This window comes from Rothia sp. HMSC065D02, assembly GCF_001815285.1.
GTDB classification, from domain to species: Bacteria; Actinomycetota; Actinomycetes; order Actinomycetales; family Micrococcaceae; genus Rothia; species Rothia dentocariosa.
In genome coordinates, this window is sequence record NZ_KV820092.1 from 430147 (window position 1) to 447000 (window position 16854).

Consider the following 16854-nt stretch of genomic DNA (forward strand, 5'->3'; position numbering starts at 1 on the left):
GCCCGAGCACGGTTACAATGCGGTGCCAGACACCGGCATCGCAGCCACTCGGGCATGAACTATATACACAGCGCAGCCAGCGCAACAACGAAAGAGGACCATGAACGCATCTACGCAAGAAAACCATCCTCTTCGCAATGAGCCGCGCTCTGCTGGCGCCACCCGCATTATGGGTGTAGATCCGGGGCTTACCCGCTGTGGGCTTAGCATGATTGACATGACCGCCAACCGCAAAGCCAGCTTCATCAATGTGGGGATCGCGGGAACCGCCGCCGCTGAGCCTCTTGATGAGCGTATTCTGCGGATTTTTACCGTGACGCAAACCTGGCTTGATACCTATCAACCTGATGCTCTTGCTATTGAACGCATTTTTGCGCAGGAGCAGGTCAATACGGTGATTGGTACAGCCCATGCCTCTGGGGCGGTTATTTCTGCCGCAGCAGTACGCGGCATTCCGGTCTTCTTTCATACGCCTTCTGAAGTAAAAGCCGCCGTTACCGGCTCGGGGCGTGCAGATAAAGCCTCGGTTGGTCGTATGGTTACCAAGATTTTGGGGCTGGAAAAAATTCCTAAACCCGCCGATGCGGCAGACGCCCTAGCGATTGCAATCTGTCATGGCTGGCGCGGTGGCGGCATTGGTTCTGGCATTAATATGTCAGCGAATACGCAGACTCACCAGGGATCACGCCCAGTGCGTGCACAGCATGCGAAGCTGACACCGGCACAACGAATCTGGCTTGAAGCTGAGGCAAAGACACGACGCTAAACTTATATCGGAAATATTTTCGATAAAGATTGCTATAAACTGTACATTCAGAAAAATATTCTAATATACTGGATGATGGCACCCACGTTGGTAGGGTCCGCAAGGTAACAAGAGAGGGAAAAGATGATTGCGTCGTTAACGGGGCATGTAACCCATGTAGGGCTAGAGAGTGCAATTCTTGACGTCAATGGGTTTGGTATGCTCGTTCGGGCTACAGCACGTACCCTCTCAAATCTGCGCACGGGATCCACTGCAACCTTGTTGACCTCTATGATCGTGCGCGAAGACTCTATGACTCTCTACGGGTTTGCAGAACCTGCAGAGCGAGAGGTCTTTGAGATGATGCTCTCGGTTTCGGGGATTGGTCCGCGTATTGCCCTTGCCGTCTTGAGCGTGCATACTGCCACCGAGGTTGAGCGAGCCGTTGCAACCGGCGACGATAAAGCCTTTACCAAAGTGCCGGGGATCGGGCCGAAAAGTGCGCGGCGCATTGTGCTAGAACTGGCTGGTAAACTCATTTTGAGTGAAGGTCAGGCCGAAGAAAACGCCCCCGCCCAGGGCATCGCGTGGAAGCCCCAGGTTATGGATGCGCTCACCTCTTTAGGGTGGAGCGAAAAAGACGCAGATGCCGCAATCGACGCTTACGTGCAGCATAACCCAGATGCAGAAAAGGAAGCCGTGGGCGTTGCCCTGCGAGGGGTACTTGCCTCTCTGGGGGCACAGAATACGGTGGGGCGGCATTAGCGGTACGCCAGTACCGTAGGCTAAGAAGACTTGGTGTTCTCTTCCATAAAGGACGATATTGTGACTCAGAATCCATACGATAACGCTACATCCGGTGGGTATGCGCCAGGGCAGGTTCCTGGGCAACGTCTGGTTGCAATGGAAGAAGAACCTGAAGAGAAAATGATTGAGGCGGCGCTGCGCCCTAAGTCGCTTGACGACTTCGTGGGGCAAAAGCGCGTGCGTCAGCAGCTTTCCCTTGTGCTCGAAGCCTCAAAAATGCGTGGGCGCAGTGCCGACCATGTGTTGCTTTCCGGCCCTCCCGGGCTGGGCAAAACTACCCTGGCAATGATTATTGCCGCTGAGATGGAGGCACCGCTTCGTATTACCTCCGGGCCAGCAATTCAACATTCGGGAGATTTGGCTGCGATTCTGTCTTCGCTCACACCGGGCGAGGTACTTTTTCTTGACGAAATACACCGTATGAGCCGCCCAGCAGAAGAAATGCTCTATATGGCGATGGAAGATTTCCGTGTGGATATTGTGGTTGGCAAAGGCGCCGGAGCAACTTCGATTCCGCTTGAGCTTCCTCAATTTACGTTGGTAGGTGCCACAACGCGAGCAGGTCTGCTTCCCGGTCCGCTGCGTGACCGTTTTGGTTTTACCGGGCACCTTGAGTTCTATTCTGTGCCTGAGTTAGAACTTGTACTTCGCCGAAGCGCTGGTTTGATGGATATGCGTATCACAAGTGAAGGATATGCCGAGATCGCCGGTCGTTCGCGCGGAACCCCGCGTATCGCAAACCGTTTGCTGCGCCGTGTGCGAGACTGGGCACTCGTCAATGATGTTCACGATATCAACTCTCATGATGCCGCGACCGCCCTTGATATGTATGAGGTGGATGCGCGCGGCCTCGACCGTCTAGATCGCGCTGTTTTAGAGTCTCTTATCTACAAATTTGGTGGGGGACCAGTGGGTCTTTCAACTCTTGCTATTGCGGTGGGGGAAGAAACCGAAACTGTAGAAACTGTCGCTGAACCTTATCTGGTGCGTGAGGGTTTGATCGGTCGCACTCCGCGCGGGCGCGTAGCACTGCCTGCGGCTTGGGAACACATGGGGCTTGAGGCACCTGAAGTTAACCTCTAGTACTCGCTGTTGCTCAGCGAGATCGGAGACCAGGTACAGACACCGTCTTCGTTGCGATACACCTTTGTGTGGGTTATAAGCTAAAAATGGCGCGTTAGCTATCCGCATAAAAGATGCCTGAGTATCGCCAAAACGGCGAATAATGCTTGAGAAAACCTACACGCATATCATGAAACGAGTAGGGAAACACAGCCCTCTCGCGTAGGATGGATAGGTAGTGCACAGATAAAACGTCAAAATATCCGTAGGAATTACCAACCTGCGGCGGTGGGCTTGCGCCTACGGAGAGGAAACACATGGACGTCAATTCGCTTATGATGATTCTTGTCGTCGTCTTTGCTGGGTTTTTGATTTACAGCAGTTTTAGGCGGCAGAAGCGTCAGTTCCAAGCGCTGCGGGATATGATCGCTTCGCTTAAACCCGGGGATGAAGTCATGACACGTGGGGGTCTGTACGGCAAAATTGTCTCCGTTGATGCTGAGGCGCAGAAAGCCAAACTTGAGATTGCTCAAGGCACCGTCATCACCATTAACCCACACTCGATTGCGCAGGTTATTACGGCTGCTGAAGATTCTGTCGAAGGTGCTGGCGCATCCGAAGAAACAAGCTCTGACGTTTCAGAGACCAAAGAATAACTGGTCAAGGAGTTTCGCCGCTAAAAGGGGGAGCTCCTTATCTCATGCACATAAGAATATCTAGAACATAGAACTAGTAAGGGGCACATATGGCTAGGCGTTCACCGCTTGCAGCCGCGCGAGGCGCCCTCGTCTCGATGGTTTTGCTCATGATCCTTATGGCCGCTGGTATTTTCGGTACCACGCAAGCCGGTGGGTCGTGGGGAGCAAAACTAGCACTTGATTTATCTGGTGGTACCCAGATGATCCTCTCACCCAAAGTGAACGGGTCGAACGACACCAACGTTAGCCAGGAGCAGCTGAAACAGGCCGTTGAAATTATTCGTCAGCGCGTTGACGGTGCAGGCGTTTCGGAGGCAGAAGTTACAACGTCTTTCGGCTCCGGAAACAACGTTGTGGTTTCGGTTCCTGGAAATATCAGCCCAGAAACCCGTGAGCTTATTCAGGCATCCGCCAACATGACCTTCCGCGCGGTGCTGCAGTCCTCATCGCCCGGTACAGCAGTACCTGAGGAATCACGCACTCCTGACGATAAACTCCCAAAGCCTACCGCAGAGCCACAGGAGGATAACGGTTCAGATACCAACTGGATTACTCCCGAGCTTTATAAAGAGTTTGAGGCTAAAGATTGCTCCGCGGGCAATAATGAAGATGCGGAAGCGGCAGACCCCAAGAAAGCTATCGTGGCGTGCTCTACCGATGGCAACGAGAAATTCATTTTGGGCCCGGTAGAACTCAACGGTAACGATATTTCGACGGCAAGTCACTCGCAAGAAACTAGCGGGCAGGGCATTAACACCGGTCGCTGGACCGTGAATATTGAGTTCAACGACTCGGCCCGTGAAACTTTTAAGAAAGTGACGACTCGTCTGAACGCTATTCGCGGTCAGAGCCCGAACGATCCCCGCAGCCGCTTTGCTATTATGCTCGACGGTAAGGTTTTGTCATCGCCAGTCTCGCAGGCGGTTATTGCAGACGGCAAGCCGCAGATTACCGGTAACTTCTCAGAGCAGGAAGCTAAGAATCTTGCCGATCAGCTGAAGTACGGTGCTCTCCCGATTAGCTTCTCTATTCAATCAGAGCAGCAGATCTCTGCAACTTTGGGCGCAGAACAGCTTAAAGTGGGTATTCTGACCGGTCTGATTGGTCTGCTTTTAGTCTTTGTGTACTCACTGTTCCAGTACCGTCTGCTCGGGTTTGTGACAATGGCTTCTTTGGTGGTCGCGGGCATTATCTCGTATGAAGCCATTGTGCTTTTGGGATGGGCCCTAAACTATCGCCTCTCCCTGGCGGGTGTTGCCGGTTTGATTGTGGCAATTGGTGCGACGGCAGACTCCTTCATTGTGTACTTCGAGCGTATTCGTGATGAAATTCGTGCCGGACGTACAATACCGGCGGCTGTCAGTCACGGGTGGAAGCGCGCGTCCCGAACTATCCTGGCTTCTAAGGCTGTGAACCTTCTGGCGGCAGTAGTGCTGTACGTGGTGTCGGTTGGTTCGGTGAAGGGCTTCGCATTTACCTTGGGTCTTACCGCGATCGCAGACCTGATTGTGGTGTATCTCTTCACCCACCCCGCGCTTACTCTGCTTGCAAATACACGATACTTTGGCGAGGGGCACCGCCATTCCGGGCTTTCACCGGAATCCTTGGGGGCAGCACCCCTATACCGAGGCGCCGGTCGTTTCCGCTCGTCAAAGGAACCTACCCTAAGTATTGCGGAGCGTCGACGTGCTGAGCGCGCCGCCACTGCTGAAGAAGCAACAAATGATGAGAAGGAGGCGTAATCATGGCTGCTGAAGTTAAGCCTAATGTTTTTGCGCGCTTCGGTAATGACTTGCACTCGGGTGCTCGGTCTTATCCTTTCATCGGCAAGCGCCGCCTCTGGCTCTTACTTGCGGTTCTACTGATGGCGGTATCTGTTGCCATACCGCTTGTAAGCGGTGGATTTAACCTGGGTATTGATTTCCGTGGCGGCTCGGAATTTGTGGTATCTCGAACCACCCACACTGAGGTATCTGAGGGCGAAAACGCCGTGAAAGAGCATGCACCCTCGGCATCGGATGTGCGTGTTACAAATATTGCCCCCGGAACTATCCGAGCTCAAATGAGCAAGCTCTCTGATAACGAAACCCTCAGTGTTAAGAAAGCTCTGCAAGATGCTTATGGTGTGAGCGAGAACGACGTAACCTCTTCTTACGTTGGTCCTACCTGGGGCGAAGATGTAACTCGCCAGGCATTCTTCGGGTTGATAGTGTTCGTGATCCTTGCACTGATCGGCATGGCGTTCTATTTCCGCACGTGGAAGATGTCGCTGGCCTCTATAGCCGGGTTGCTTTTTACCGTAGTTGTTACGGTAGGAATTTACGCGGCTCTCGGATTCGAGATTACCCCGAGTGCGATCATCGGTTTTTTGACGATCTTGAGCTACTCACTGTACGACTCGGTGGTGGTTTTCGATAAGATCCGTGAGAACACCGAGGATGCTTTCTCCCGTAAAGACAGGACATTTGCGGAAGACATTAACCTTGCGGTGAACCAGACGCTAGTGCGTTCAATTAACACCGCTATTGTTGGTGTTCTTCCGGTGGGTTCGATCCTCTTTATCGGCGCGTTTATGTTGGGCGCCGGTACTCTGCAAGATCTCTCGCTGTCATTGTTCGTCGGTATTCTGGTCGGCATGGTCGGTACGCTCTTCGTATCGGCGCCGCTTTATGGAACCCTACGTTTGGGCGAGCGGAAGATCCTCGCCCACACACGTAAGGTTGAGGAATACCGCGCGAGTGGTCAGGCAGAGGCGGATGCCGCATCTGAGGATGACGATGATAAACCGCGTAAACGCCGTAAACCGAGTTTTGAAGTCAACGTTATAAACGCAGACCAATAACTTGACTGGGGCGTATAAGTGAATAATCATAGGGGGCGTTCTCACAGGAGCGCCCCCTATGGTTTATGTAACACCTACAATAAATCTTGAAAGTTTCACTACATGAGTTTGCCGCATTTGCACAACAGTGAGTAGGATAAATAAACACATGAGAGTCTCACTCAAGATATCGTGATATCGCAGGTTTTATGGTGATGCGTGGGTCGACGATGATTCTCAATACGTGGAGGGCACGAGGAAGAAGGCAGAAAGATGAGCGCAGCAGGATCTCCCGTAATCCCCGATAACGAAGGTGGCATGCAGACGCAGCCGCCTAAGAAAATTGTGCGTGGCTCTCACCGTGTGATGGCGGCATCCGGACGTGTGCCTAACCGTTTGGTTTTTGGTCGCCGCATGCTTTCAACATCTGGGGGAGCCAACGAAAGTGCGTCTGTACGTTTCTCACCGCTTTTGGCGCCTGTTGTACGCGCCGTGCGGAAATATCACCCCGATGAAGATATTCAAGTTCTGCAGCGTGCTTTTGACATAGCGAATAAATATCACGAAGGTCAAAAGCGTAAAAGTGGCGATCCGTATATTACCCACCCCGTTGCCGTGACCGCGATTCTTGCTGAAATGGGCGCGACCGGTCCTGTCTTGGCAGCGGGGCTTCTGCATGACACCGTCGAAGATACCGAATACACTATGGAAGAGCTCACAGAAGAGTTCGGCGAAGAGGTTGCTTACCTTGTTGATGGTGTGACAAAGCTTGACAAAATGGCTTATGGAGAGCACGCATCCATCGAGACTATTCGCAAACTCGTGCTATCGATGAGTAAAGATATTCGTGTGCTTCTTATCAAACTTGCCGACCGTCTGCACAATGCACGTACTTGGCGTTTTGTAGCCGCAGGGTCGGCGGCGCGAAAAGCCGAAGAAACTCTTAAAATTTATGCTCCGCTGGCCCATCGCCTGGGACTCAACACCATCAAGTGGGAGCTTGAGGATCTATCCTTCGCCGCGATGAGCCCCGAAATATATGCCGAAATCGTGCGTATGGTGGGGGAGCGTACCCCTAAACTTGAAAAATTTCTTGATGAATCACGCAGCAAAATTACAGAGCGTTTAGACTCGGTGGGGCTTGAAGCTACGGTGACGGGCCGCCCGAAGCATTACTATTCCATTCATCAAAAAATGAAAACCAAAGGGCGTAGTTTTGACGAGATTAACGATATTCTCGCGGTGCGCATTATGGTCGAAACGGATGAACAATGTTACACCGTTTTAGGGCATATACTTTCACTCTGGCCCGCCATGCCGGGGCGTTTCAAAGATTATATTAAGAATCCTAAAAATAACAATTATCAATCATTACATTTGACGGTTTATGGGCCGGGTAATTTACCGTTGGAAATTCAAATCCGCACCTATAAGATGCATGAGGAAGCGGAATACGGTGTTGCCGCACACTGGCGATATAAAGCGGCTTCGCGGGGGGAGAAAATAACCCAGCAGAAACACGAGCCGGGGGCGCATACCTCCGCCATGAATGTGGGGATTTTGCAGTCTATTGCCGAAATCTCTAATTCCAACCCTGAGTCAGATAAATTCTATGAGTCTTTGGCGGAAACTCTCGATACTGATGAGATCGTGGTGCTCACCCCCGACGGTGAAGCAATCGCTCTTCCCGCCGGTTCAACCCCTGTGGATTTCGCTTATGCTATTCACTCTGAAGTGGGGGATCGTACCGTTGGCGCTAAGGTGAATGGGCGTCTAGTGCCACTTCATACAGTACTGCCCACGGGTTCAACAGTCGAAATTACGACCACCAAAAATGAGGATGCTGGTCCCAGCGAGGACTGGCTCAAATTCGTGCGTTCATCGCGAGCGCGAACAAAGATTCGTCAGCATTTCGCAAAAGAACGCCGTCTTGAGGCTCTGGATCGCGGGCGTGAAGCTCTCACTAAGAGCATGCGCAATAATGAGCTGCCGCTGCAGAAGATGATGAGCCCGGAGCTCATGACGCAGGTAGCTCAACAGCTGCACAAGAATGACGTTGCAACACTATACCGGGCAATTGGTGAGAACGAAATATCGCCAAAGCAGGTGATTAATTCTCTTGTCGAGCTCTATAACGGCGACCAGATTGAAGAATCTGAGGTTGAGGTTAGCGACTTTGATGAGACCCTGCTTAAGCAGACTCATCGTGCCGTCAGTGATAACGGCGTGGTCGTTCCAGGTGCCGAGGGCGTGCTGACGAAGATTGCACGATGCTGCACACCGGTTCCGCCCGATGACATTATTGGCATGGTGACTCGGTACAACGGTATTTCGGTACATAGGCGCGACTGCCCCAATATGCGTAATGCCGATGAGGAGCCCCGTATTACCACGGTGGAGTGGGCTTCATCACCTGATGTCATGTACCGCGTGCAGATTCAGGTGGAGGGCCTGGACCGTAAGGGTCTGCTCAGCGACCTCATCCGAGCTATTTCAGAGGCTGGAGTAAGTATTCTGGATGCGCGCGTGCACACCTCTGAGGATCGTACTGTCATCGACCGGTTTGCGGTTGAACTAGGGGACAGGTTTATGCTTGAGCATGTCTTGAACGTTGTGCGTAACGTTGCGGGCGTCTATAAGGCGTATCGTCTCACCGGTGCCAAGCCAGCGGCTGCATAGTCTACAGTAGGTGCGTGAAAATCTGCGCAGGGTGTGTAAAGCGTGTAAGCAGGGCATAGCTTGGCAGATAAACACAAAAATTCCGGGGTCTCCCAATAGGGAACACCCCGGAATTTTTGTACCTTCGTAAGAAAGGAGGAACAAGCTTTAGGCGTTGAAACCTTCAAGGGTTGCCGCCCAGGCGCGGCGCGCCTCCAAAGCCTCCTGCGCCTTAGCGATCTTCTTAGCATCGCCGGAAGCCTGTGCTGCCTGTAGCTCAGACTCAAGCTCGGCGAGCGAATCCTGGATCTGGGTGAGCAGCGAGTTTGCGCGGGCTGCCTTAGCGGGATCGTTCTTCTTCCATTTAGCGGCTTCTGCACCGTTGATTTCATCCTGAATCTTACGAAGCTCAGAATCTATACGGCGCAAATCTGCACGCGGAACTCGACCGGCTGCATCCCAACGGTCAAGGATCTTCTCAAAAGCCTTTTTAGCGGCAGAAATGTCGGTTACCGGCAACAGGGCGCGAGCTTCAACTAGCAGAGCCTCTTTAACCTTGAGATTCTCGGCATATGCTTCGTCCTGTTGTGCTTCGGCGGCGTTGCGGGCATCAAAGAAGACATCCTGAGCGGCACGGAAACGCGCCCACAGTTTATCGTCCTCACGGCGAGAACCGCGCGGAACTTCCTTCCAAGCACGCATCAACTTGCCGTATTCACGTGAGGTCTCAGACCAATCGGTTGAAGAAGACAGCTGTTCAGCGCGAGCGATCAGCTCTTCCTTCGCGCGTTTGATGCGGGCGTTACGGTCGTCAAGCTGCGAGAAATGCGCCCGACGGTTGCGGTCGAAGGTGGTGCGGGCGGCGCGGAATCGTTTCCACAGCTCGTCTTCAACTGATTTCGCCAAATGAATTTCACGCTGGGCTTGTTTCCACGCATCGAAGAGTTCGTTCATACGGGCGTGAGAATTCTTCCAATGGATTTTCTCAACATCCTGAGCCGCAATCTGCTCAGCCTCAGCAACGATCTCTTCGCGCGCCGCCAGAGCACGTTCACGGTTCTCGGCACGTTCCTGCTGCTGAGCCTCGCCCAGCTTAATAATGCGTTCGTTCAATGCGGACAGGCGCTCCTGCAAGCTTGCGTAATCGCCCACCATATTGCGCACACCAATTTGCGCACCGATGGAGGTGATACCCTTTTGCAGATCTGCCGCCGGGGAATTATTCTCGACACGCGATTCGAGCAGAGAGACCTGTGCCTCAACGTTCTCGAACTTGCGGGCGAAATATGCCAGGGCTTCTTCTTCGGAGGCACCGGGCAACTGCCCTACGGCGTACTCTTCACCCTCAACAATCACAAAAACATGACCGTCATCGGATACACGACCAAACTTACGTGCCTGCTCAAGGTTTACCTGGGTGTCGTCGGATTTAATAGTCACCGCTATAACTCTCATTCACTAGGGGCATGAAAAACCAATCGGAAGAATAGGCTCTATGTCATGCCGGGGAAACGTCTCATGGCTATAGGTCGAAACATATAGCGCATCTATACAGCATAGCGGGTGTATACAGTTTATACATCCTATAGCGGCATGTGACGCGCCAGAATAGGCGCGAAGTTTTGCGGTTCGCTGTGGGCGCATCCTTGCTATGATTAAAAGGCTGTGCGCATCACACAATATGGCGCACATCTGATACCACGATTTCAAGGAGAGAAGCATATGGCTCGCAAGGCATCGCTGTCTGGTTTTCCGGAGTATTTACCGGCTGAACGACTTGTTGAGAACCATGTTCTTGACACTCTGCGTAAGACCTTCGAGCTTCACGGTTTTTCTTCGATTGAGACCCGTTCGGTTGAGACTATTGAGCAGCTTCTTCGCAAGGGCGATATTGATAAGGAAGTTTACTCGATCTCTCGCCTGTTGGATGACAACGCCACTAAAGCTAAAGAAAAGCTTGCTCTGCATTTCGATCTGACTGTGCCTTTCGCGCGGTACGTGGTTGAGAACGCCGGGTACCTGAATTTCCCGTTCTCCCGCTACCAGATTCAGAAAGTGTGGCGCGGCGAGCGCCCGCAGGAGGGGCGTGCACGCGAGTTTACCCAGGCTGATATTGATGTTGTGGGTGATGGGGAACTGCCTTTCCGTTATGACGTGACCCTCGCCCTCGTTGTTGTGGATGCGCTCTCAAAACTCCCTATTCCCGATTTCAAACTTCGGGTGAACAACCGCAAACTTGCGGAGGGTTTTTATTTTGGGCTGGGACTCACCGATACAGCCGCGGTGCTGCGTTCCATTGACAAACTTGAAAAAATTGGCGCGGATGCGGTGGCGCAGGAACTTCAGCGTGAGGTTGGCGCCTCTGAAGAGCAGGCTCAGGCAGCCCTAGAGCTTGCGCAGATTCGTACCGAGGATTCATCTTTTGCGGCTCAGGTCCGTGAACTCGCTGAGCGGTACAAGGTTGGGCATGAACTTCTTGATCGAGGTGTTACAGAGCTTGCCGAAGTTATCGATGAGGCTGCCCGCCGCGCTCCCGGAAAAGTTCTTGCCGATCTATCTATCGCACGCGGGCTGGATTATTACACCGGTACCGTATACGAGACTGTGCTTGTGGGGCATGAATCGTTAGGGTCGATTTGCTCGGGCGGTCGGTACGAGTCGCTGGCCTCGAACGGGAAGAAAACCTATCCCGGAGTCGGGCTGTCAATTGGGGTAACCCGCCTGGTGGCGCGCATCCTCTCGCAGGGGTTTGCGCAGGCTACCCGTAAGGTTCCCTCTGCGGTATTTATCGCCCTCACTAATGATGAAGGCTGGTCTGCCGCTAACGATGTTGCTGATGCACTCCGGTCGCGTGGTATCGCCTGTGAAGTTTCGGCGAATGCAGCCAAATTCGGTAAGCAAATCAAATATGCTGAAAAACGCGGTATTCCCTTCGTCTGGTTTATTTCGACGGAGGATGACGGCAAGCTGGCGCACGAGGTCAAGGATATCCGTTCGGGGGAACAAGTTGCTGCGGATCCCGCGAGCTGGATGCCTCCAGAAGAAGACCTGAACGTGCGTGTAGTGCCTGCCGAGAGCATCGACTCATAAAATATTGCGGGTGTCGCCACGCTATAGTGCGTGGCGGCATTACAATGGGACAATGCGCACGCAGTGTGCGTATCTTAAAAATCAAGCGCATGCACCCGGCTACTGTCTATAGTCGTGAGGTGCCTGCAATGAAAGGAATGCAGTGCTTCGCACCCATACCAATGGCGAGCTCACCGCCGCCAACATCGGAGAAACCGTAACCCTCACCGGCTGGGTAGCTCGTCGTCGTGACCACGGCGGCGTAGCTTTCGTCGATTTGCGTGATCGCGCGGGCGTTACCCAGTGCGTGTTCCATAACGAAGATGATTTTGAACACCTACGCAATGAATACGTTCTGCGTGTAACCGGTCAGGTGACCAAGCGCCCTGAGGGAAATGAAAACCCGAATCTTGCAACCGGCGAAATTGAGGTTGAAGTTTCTGCGGTCGAGGTTCTCAATACTGCAGCACCGCTTCCATTCCAGATTGACGAGCATGTTGAGGTCGGTGAAGAGGCGCGTCTGCGCTACCGGTACCTCGATCTTCGCCGCCCCGAACCCGCTCGCATCATGCGCCTGCGTTCCGACGCTAACCGCGCGGCACGCAACCTGCTTGCTGATGACGGTTATCTAGAGATTGAAACCCCCACTCTTACCCGATCAACGCCCGAAGGTGCCCGTGACTTCCTGGTTCCTGCGCGTTTGGCACCTGGTTCTTGGTATGCGTTGCCGCAGTCACCTCAGCTGTTTAAACAGCTCCTGCAGGTGGGCGGCATTGAAAAGTACTACCAGATTGCCCGATGCTACCGCGATGAGGACTTCCGCGCGGACCGTCAGCCTGAGTTCACTCAGCTCGATATTGAGGCATCCTTCGTAGATCAGGATGACATTATTGACCTAGGCGAACGCATTGTCGAGGCTGTCTGGAACCTGATTGATGTGCATATTCCCCGTCCTATTCGCCGTATGACCTATACCGAAGCGATGGAGAAATACGGTACCGACAAGCCAGATCTGCGTTTTGGTCTTGAGTTGACCGAACTTACCGATTACTTTGCCAACACCACTTTCCGTGTGTTTAAGGCTCCCTACGTGGGTGCCGTGGTGATGCCTGGCGGTGCTTCTCAGCCGCGCCGCACCCTGGATGCATGGCAGGAATGGGCAAAGCAGCGCGGTGCGAAAGGTCTGGCCTATGTACTCGTGCAGGAAGACGGCGAACTGACTGGTCCTGTTGCGAAGAACATCACCGATGAGGAACGTGCAGGTCTTGCTGCAGCAACCGGTGCCAACCCCGGGGACTGCATCTTCTTCGCCGCCGGTGAAGCTAAACAGGCGCGTGCTCTGCTAGGCGCTGCCCGTGTTGAGATCGGCCACCGTACCGGCCTTATCAAGGACGGCGAGTGGTCGTTCCTGTGGGTAGTAGATGCGCCTCTCTTCGAGTCTGCCGCAGAGGCCACCGAGTCAGGAGATGTCGCGCTGGGGCACTCAGCATGGACTGCCGTGCACCACGCCTTTACGGCGCCAAAACCCGAGTTTTTGGATACCTTCGACAAGGACCCCGGTTCGGCGCTGGCATACGCCTACGATATTGTCTGCAATGGTAACGAGATCGGTGGCGGTTCTATCCGTATCCACCGCCGTGACGTGCAGGAACGTGTTTTTGCGGTCATGGGAATTGGCGAGGAAGAAGCACAGGAGAAGTTCGGCTTCTTGCTGGACGCCTTCAAGTACGGCGCACCTCCGATGGGCGGTATCGCATTCGGATGGGATCGCATTATCTCGCTTCTTGCGAGGGTAGATTCAATTCGCGAGGTTATTGCCTTCCCGAAGACCGGTAACGGCTATGACCCGCTGACTGCCGCACCCGCGCCGATCACGCCGCAGCAGCGCAAGGAAGCAGGCGTTGATTTCAAGCCGAAGAAGAAGGATGAAGACGAGAAGTAGTTCTTACTTGAAAATTCCTGCGTGTGAGCGCTGAGAGGAAAGCGGGCTGTAGATACACCAAGGTGTATATGCAGCCCGCTTTCGTCGTTTCGGCGCGCATTCGTGTATGGGTTAGCTATTCTGGAAAGAGTCCCCGTACGAAAGGCATGAACCTATGCGCATCCTCATGACAGGCGCCAGTGGCAGCGGCAAAACCACATTTGCCGGAAGACTTGGTGCGATTTTAGGCATGCCGCATACCGAAATGGATTCTTTGCACTGGGGCGAGAACTGGACGCCCCGCCCCAGTTTTGAAGCAGAGGTGGATGAGCTCGCGGCGCAGGATTCGTGGATTACAGAATGGCAGTACTCTCAGGTACGTGAGCGTCTTCTAGAGCGTGCTGATACCGTCATTTACCTGCATTATCCGAGATGGTTTGTTGAGCAGCGGGTTATTCGAAGAACCCTGCACCGAGCAGTGACTCGTGAAGAACTTTGGGCCGGAAATACTGAGCCGCCTCTGTGGAGCGTTTTTACCGACCCCGAAAATATGATTCGCTACACCTGGAGCAGCTACCCTAAATATGCGCCTCTTATAGCCGAAGCACGTAGGAAACACCCTGACAAACGATATATCGAATTCCGGACACCCCGTGAAGCAGAGAAATTTCTGCAAGCGGTACAGCTTCGCGGAAGTATCTGAACGTCTTATAAACATCGAAAGGCAGAGCATACCCATGCGAGTTATTTTGCAGCGTGTAAGCCGCGCATCCGTGCGTGTGGAGAATAAAATCGTTGGGGCGATTGAAGAAACCGGGTATCTTGTACTCGTCGGTATTACCCATGAGGACGGCGAGGCCCAACTGGCGAAAATGGCGGATAAGACCGCTAACCTGCGCCTTTTTGATGGCGAAAAATCCGCGCTTGAGGTTGATGCGCCCGTTCTCGCCGTTAGTCAATTCACGCTCTACGGAGATGCGAAAAAAGGCAGGCGCCCGTCGTGGTCGAAAGCGGCTCCGGGCGCTGTCAGCGAGCCGATTTTTGAGGCTTTTGTCCAGAAGCTCCGCGCTATCGGGCTCCGTGTTGAAACAGGAGTTTTCGGCGCCGATATGCAGGTTGAACTCGTTAATGACGGGCCGGTAACCCTCATTCTCGATAGCGAAACCCTCTAGATACCGCATGTACGCACGGTAGAGTTGAAACATGGCAGATTCGCTTTTTGACCTTGACCTTCCAGACGACGAAGATCGCGTAAAATTTACGTCCGCACCGTCTTCACGTACCGCATCCCAAGCGCCCTTGGCAGTACGTATGCGCCCGCGTCACGTCGATGAAGTTTTTGGACAAGCCCATCTGCTGACCCCAGGGTCTCCACTTCGTGTGCTTGCCGGTGCCGATAAGTCTGGACCAGCAGGACCTTCGTCTGTTATTTTGTACGGCCCTCCCGGCACCGGGAAAACCACATTGGCGCATGTCATCGCACGTGCGCCGGGGCGTAAATTCGTCGAACTTTCCGCTATCACCGCCGGAGTTAAAGACGTTCGCGCCGTTATGGACCAAGCACTTTTAGACCGTGACATGTACGGCACCACAACAGTGCTTTTTCTTGACGAGATTCACCGGTTTACAAAGGCTCAACAAGATGCGCTGCTGCCCGGAGTCGAAAACCGCTGGGTTATTCTTGTGGCGGCAACGACGGAAAACCCCTCGTTCAGCGTGATTTCGCCTCTTCTTTCACGTTCACTTTTGCTTCGAGTGCATTCTTTGGAGCCAGCCGATATTGAGTCTTTAATTAACCGAGCGCTCGAAGACCCCCGCGGGTTCAAGGGTGCTGCTGTGATTGATGAAGATGCTCGTGCCCACCTTGCCGCAGTCTCCGGTGGCGATGCACGCCGCTCGCTGACTTCTTTAGAAGCGGCCGCCGCCATAGCCTTCAGCGAGCATGAACAGGTCGAATCCCCGGACGAGAACGCGGAATCTGGGGGAGAGGTAAACCCTAGAGAACCCGTGCGCATTACTCTGGCCCATGCCCAGGAAGCCGTTGACCGTGCTGCCGTTCGCTACGATAAAGGCGGCGATCAGCACTACGACGTGATTAGCGCCTTCATCAAATCCATACGCGGTTCCGATGCTGATGCCGCCGTCCACTATCTAGCGCGCATGCTCGAAGGCGGCGAAGACCCACGCTTTGTGGCGCGGCGCATTATGATTGCGGCGAGTGAAGATATCGGTCTTGCCGATCCGCAGGCGCTTCAAGTAGCGACCGCCGCCGCCCAGTCGGTGGCGTTGGTCGGCATGCCAGAGGCGCGTATTATTCTGTCGCAGGCGGTGATCTACTGTGCCTTAGCGCCCAAATCAAATGCGGCATATGTGGCTATTAATAAGGCAATAGCGGATGTACGATCTGGGCTTTCGGGGCAGGTTCCAGCTCATCTTCGAGACGCCCACTATGCGGCCGCCGCCAATTTGGGACACGGCGACGGATATATTTATGCGCACGATGAGCCGGGGCATGTAGCGGCTCAACAGTATTTGCCGGATACCTTGCGGGATAAGGTCTACTACGAGCCGACGCCATACGGATTTGAACGAACCCTGGCTGAACGGCGCGAGCGTATCCGAGAAATTCTGAATCGAGCCGATAGCTAACCGAACAGAAAAGCGGTATGCACCACCTCGGCCGTGGTGTATACCGCTAGAGTGAGATGTGATAGATAAACTCCGAATGCGCACCAGACCCTTATGAGCCCGGAAGTCGGTCGCACATCCGGTGTACTGCCTTTATTCTATGACATGGTAAAGATTCGGTAAAGGAACTTCTGTCATAAAGTTTTGAGGGAGTGTCATAATGTGTTCTTGCGCATGGTTGAGAACACAAAATTTGTGCGGTACTCAGCTAGATTCTGAATGCGAACCACGGTAGACTTGATGGGTCTGGCAGTCTCGTTATATCTACTATATAGCGCAGTATATTGTGTTTTGGTTTAGGAATAACGCTGACGTAGTGCTGGGGTACTCTGCCCCAAACTCTCCGCCCCACCACCCGGTGCGGGTAAACCGAGGAGGCCAGCTC

Annotated in this window: 13 protein-coding genes; 12 read left to right on the forward strand and 1 reads right to left on the reverse strand. The window is 53.5% G+C overall.

All coding sequences use genetic code 11. The annotated features are described in order from the left end of the window. The first annotated feature begins 100 nt into the window (after nt 1–100). From ruvC to HMPREF3016_RS09360, 7 genes are all read left to right on the forward strand, one after another. Nucleotides 101–766, forward strand: coding sequence for a crossover junction endodeoxyribonuclease RuvC (gene ruvC / locus HMPREF3016_RS09330; protein ID WP_013399139.1), 666 nt, complete (start codon nt 101–103; stop codon nt 764–766). A gap of 123 nt (nt 767–889) precedes the next feature. Continuing rightward, complete coding sequence (gene ruvA, locus HMPREF3016_RS09335; RefSeq protein ID WP_004004756.1) at nt 890–1510, forward strand: Holliday junction branch migration protein RuvA; 621 nt, start codon at nt 890–892, stop codon at nt 1508–1510. A 138-nt stretch (nt 1511–1648) separates the two neighbouring features. Then, nucleotides 1649–2635: a Holliday junction branch migration DNA helicase RuvB gene (gene ruvB / locus HMPREF3016_RS09340; RefSeq protein WP_210399798.1), complete on the forward strand. Its 987-nt coding sequence runs from the start codon at nt 1649–1651 to the stop codon at nt 2633–2635. Nucleotides 2636–2931: 296 nt separating this feature from the next. Continuing rightward, nucleotides 2932–3270: a preprotein translocase subunit YajC gene (yajC, locus tag HMPREF3016_RS09345; RefSeq protein ID WP_013399137.1), complete on the forward strand. Its 339-nt coding sequence runs from the start codon at nt 2932–2934 to the stop codon at nt 3268–3270. A gap of 89 nt (nt 3271–3359) precedes the next feature. Then, nucleotides 3360–5054, forward strand: coding sequence for a protein translocase subunit SecD (gene secD / locus HMPREF3016_RS09350; protein ID WP_070535028.1), 1695 nt, complete (start codon nt 3360–3362; stop codon nt 5052–5054). Between the two features lie 2 nt (nt 5055–5056). Continuing rightward, a complete protein-coding gene (gene secF / locus HMPREF3016_RS09355) occupies nt 5057–6154 on the forward strand; it encodes a protein translocase subunit SecF (protein WP_004004751.1) in 1098 nt (365 codons plus the stop codon). A gap of 252 nt (nt 6155–6406) precedes the next feature. Further along, complete coding sequence (locus tag HMPREF3016_RS09360) at nt 6407–8812, forward strand: RelA/SpoT family protein (RefSeq protein ID WP_048752082.1); 2406 nt, start codon at nt 6407–6409, stop codon at nt 8810–8812. A gap of 147 nt (nt 8813–8959) precedes the next feature. Here HMPREF3016_RS09360 and HMPREF3016_RS09365 read toward each other — a convergent pair whose 3' ends face one another. Then, complete coding sequence (locus tag HMPREF3016_RS09365; RefSeq protein ID WP_238382381.1) at nt 8960–10231, reverse strand: DUF349 domain-containing protein; 1272 nt, start codon at nt 10229–10231, stop codon at nt 8960–8962. A gap of 282 nt (nt 10232–10513) precedes the next feature. On the opposite strand from HMPREF3016_RS09365, the gene hisS reads away from it, so the two are divergent. From hisS to HMPREF3016_RS09390, 5 genes are all read left to right on the forward strand, one after another. Continuing rightward, complete coding sequence (gene hisS / locus HMPREF3016_RS09370; protein ID WP_070741829.1) at nt 10514–11881, forward strand: histidine--tRNA ligase; 1368 nt, start codon at nt 10514–10516, stop codon at nt 11879–11881. Nucleotides 11882–12023: 142 nt separating this feature from the next. Beyond that, nucleotides 12024–13802, forward strand: a complete 1779-nt coding sequence (gene aspS, locus HMPREF3016_RS09375) for an aspartate--tRNA ligase (RefSeq protein ID WP_070450368.1) — start codon at nt 12024–12026, stop codon at nt 13800–13802. A gap of 154 nt (nt 13803–13956) precedes the next feature. Continuing rightward, on the forward strand, nt 13957–14484 hold the full coding sequence (locus tag HMPREF3016_RS09380) for a P-loop NTPase family protein (RefSeq protein WP_070741832.1): 528 nt from the start codon (nt 13957–13959) through the stop codon (nt 14482–14484). A gap of 34 nt (nt 14485–14518) precedes the next feature. Continuing rightward, a complete protein-coding gene (gene dtd, locus HMPREF3016_RS09385; protein WP_070535036.1) occupies nt 14519–14953 on the forward strand; it encodes a D-aminoacyl-tRNA deacylase in 435 nt (144 codons plus the stop codon). Between the two features lie 31 nt (nt 14954–14984). Next, on the forward strand, nt 14985–16430 hold the full coding sequence (locus tag HMPREF3016_RS09390; RefSeq protein ID WP_070535038.1) for a replication-associated recombination protein A: 1446 nt from the start codon (nt 14985–14987) through the stop codon (nt 16428–16430). The last annotated feature ends 424 nt before the right edge of the window (nt 16431–16854 follow it).

Excerpts from the sequence above, each read along its gene's own strand:
- ruvC (WP_013399139.1), top strand. The coding sequence starts at position 101 with ATGAACGCATCTACGCAAGAAAACCATCCTCTTCGCAATGAGCCGCGC.
- ruvA (WP_004004756.1), top strand. The coding sequence starts at position 890 with ATGATTGCGTCGTTAACGGGGCATGTAACCCATGTAGGGCTAGAGAGT.
- ruvB (WP_210399798.1), top strand. The coding sequence starts at position 1,649 with ATGGAAGAAGAACCTGAAGAGAAAATGATTGAGGCGGCGCTGCGCCCT.
- yajC (WP_013399137.1), top strand. The coding sequence starts at position 2,932 with ATGGACGTCAATTCGCTTATGATGATTCTTGTCGTCGTCTTTGCTGGG.
- secD (WP_070535028.1), top strand. The coding sequence starts at position 3,360 with ATGGCTAGGCGTTCACCGCTTGCAGCCGCGCGAGGCGCCCTCGTCTCG.
- secF (WP_004004751.1), top strand. The coding sequence starts at position 5,057 with ATGGCTGCTGAAGTTAAGCCTAATGTTTTTGCGCGCTTCGGTAATGAC.
- HMPREF3016_RS09360 (WP_048752082.1), top strand. The coding sequence starts at position 6,407 with ATGAGCGCAGCAGGATCTCCCGTAATCCCCGATAACGAAGGTGGCATG.
- hisS (WP_070741829.1), top strand. The coding sequence starts at position 10,514 with ATGGCTCGCAAGGCATCGCTGTCTGGTTTTCCGGAGTATTTACCGGCT.
- HMPREF3016_RS09380 (WP_070741832.1), top strand. The coding sequence starts at position 13,957 with ATGCGCATCCTCATGACAGGCGCCAGTGGCAGCGGCAAAACCACATTT.
- dtd (WP_070535036.1), top strand. The coding sequence starts at position 14,519 with ATGCGAGTTATTTTGCAGCGTGTAAGCCGCGCATCCGTGCGTGTGGAG.
- HMPREF3016_RS09390 (WP_070535038.1), top strand. The coding sequence starts at position 14,985 with ATGGCAGATTCGCTTTTTGACCTTGACCTTCCAGACGACGAAGATCGC.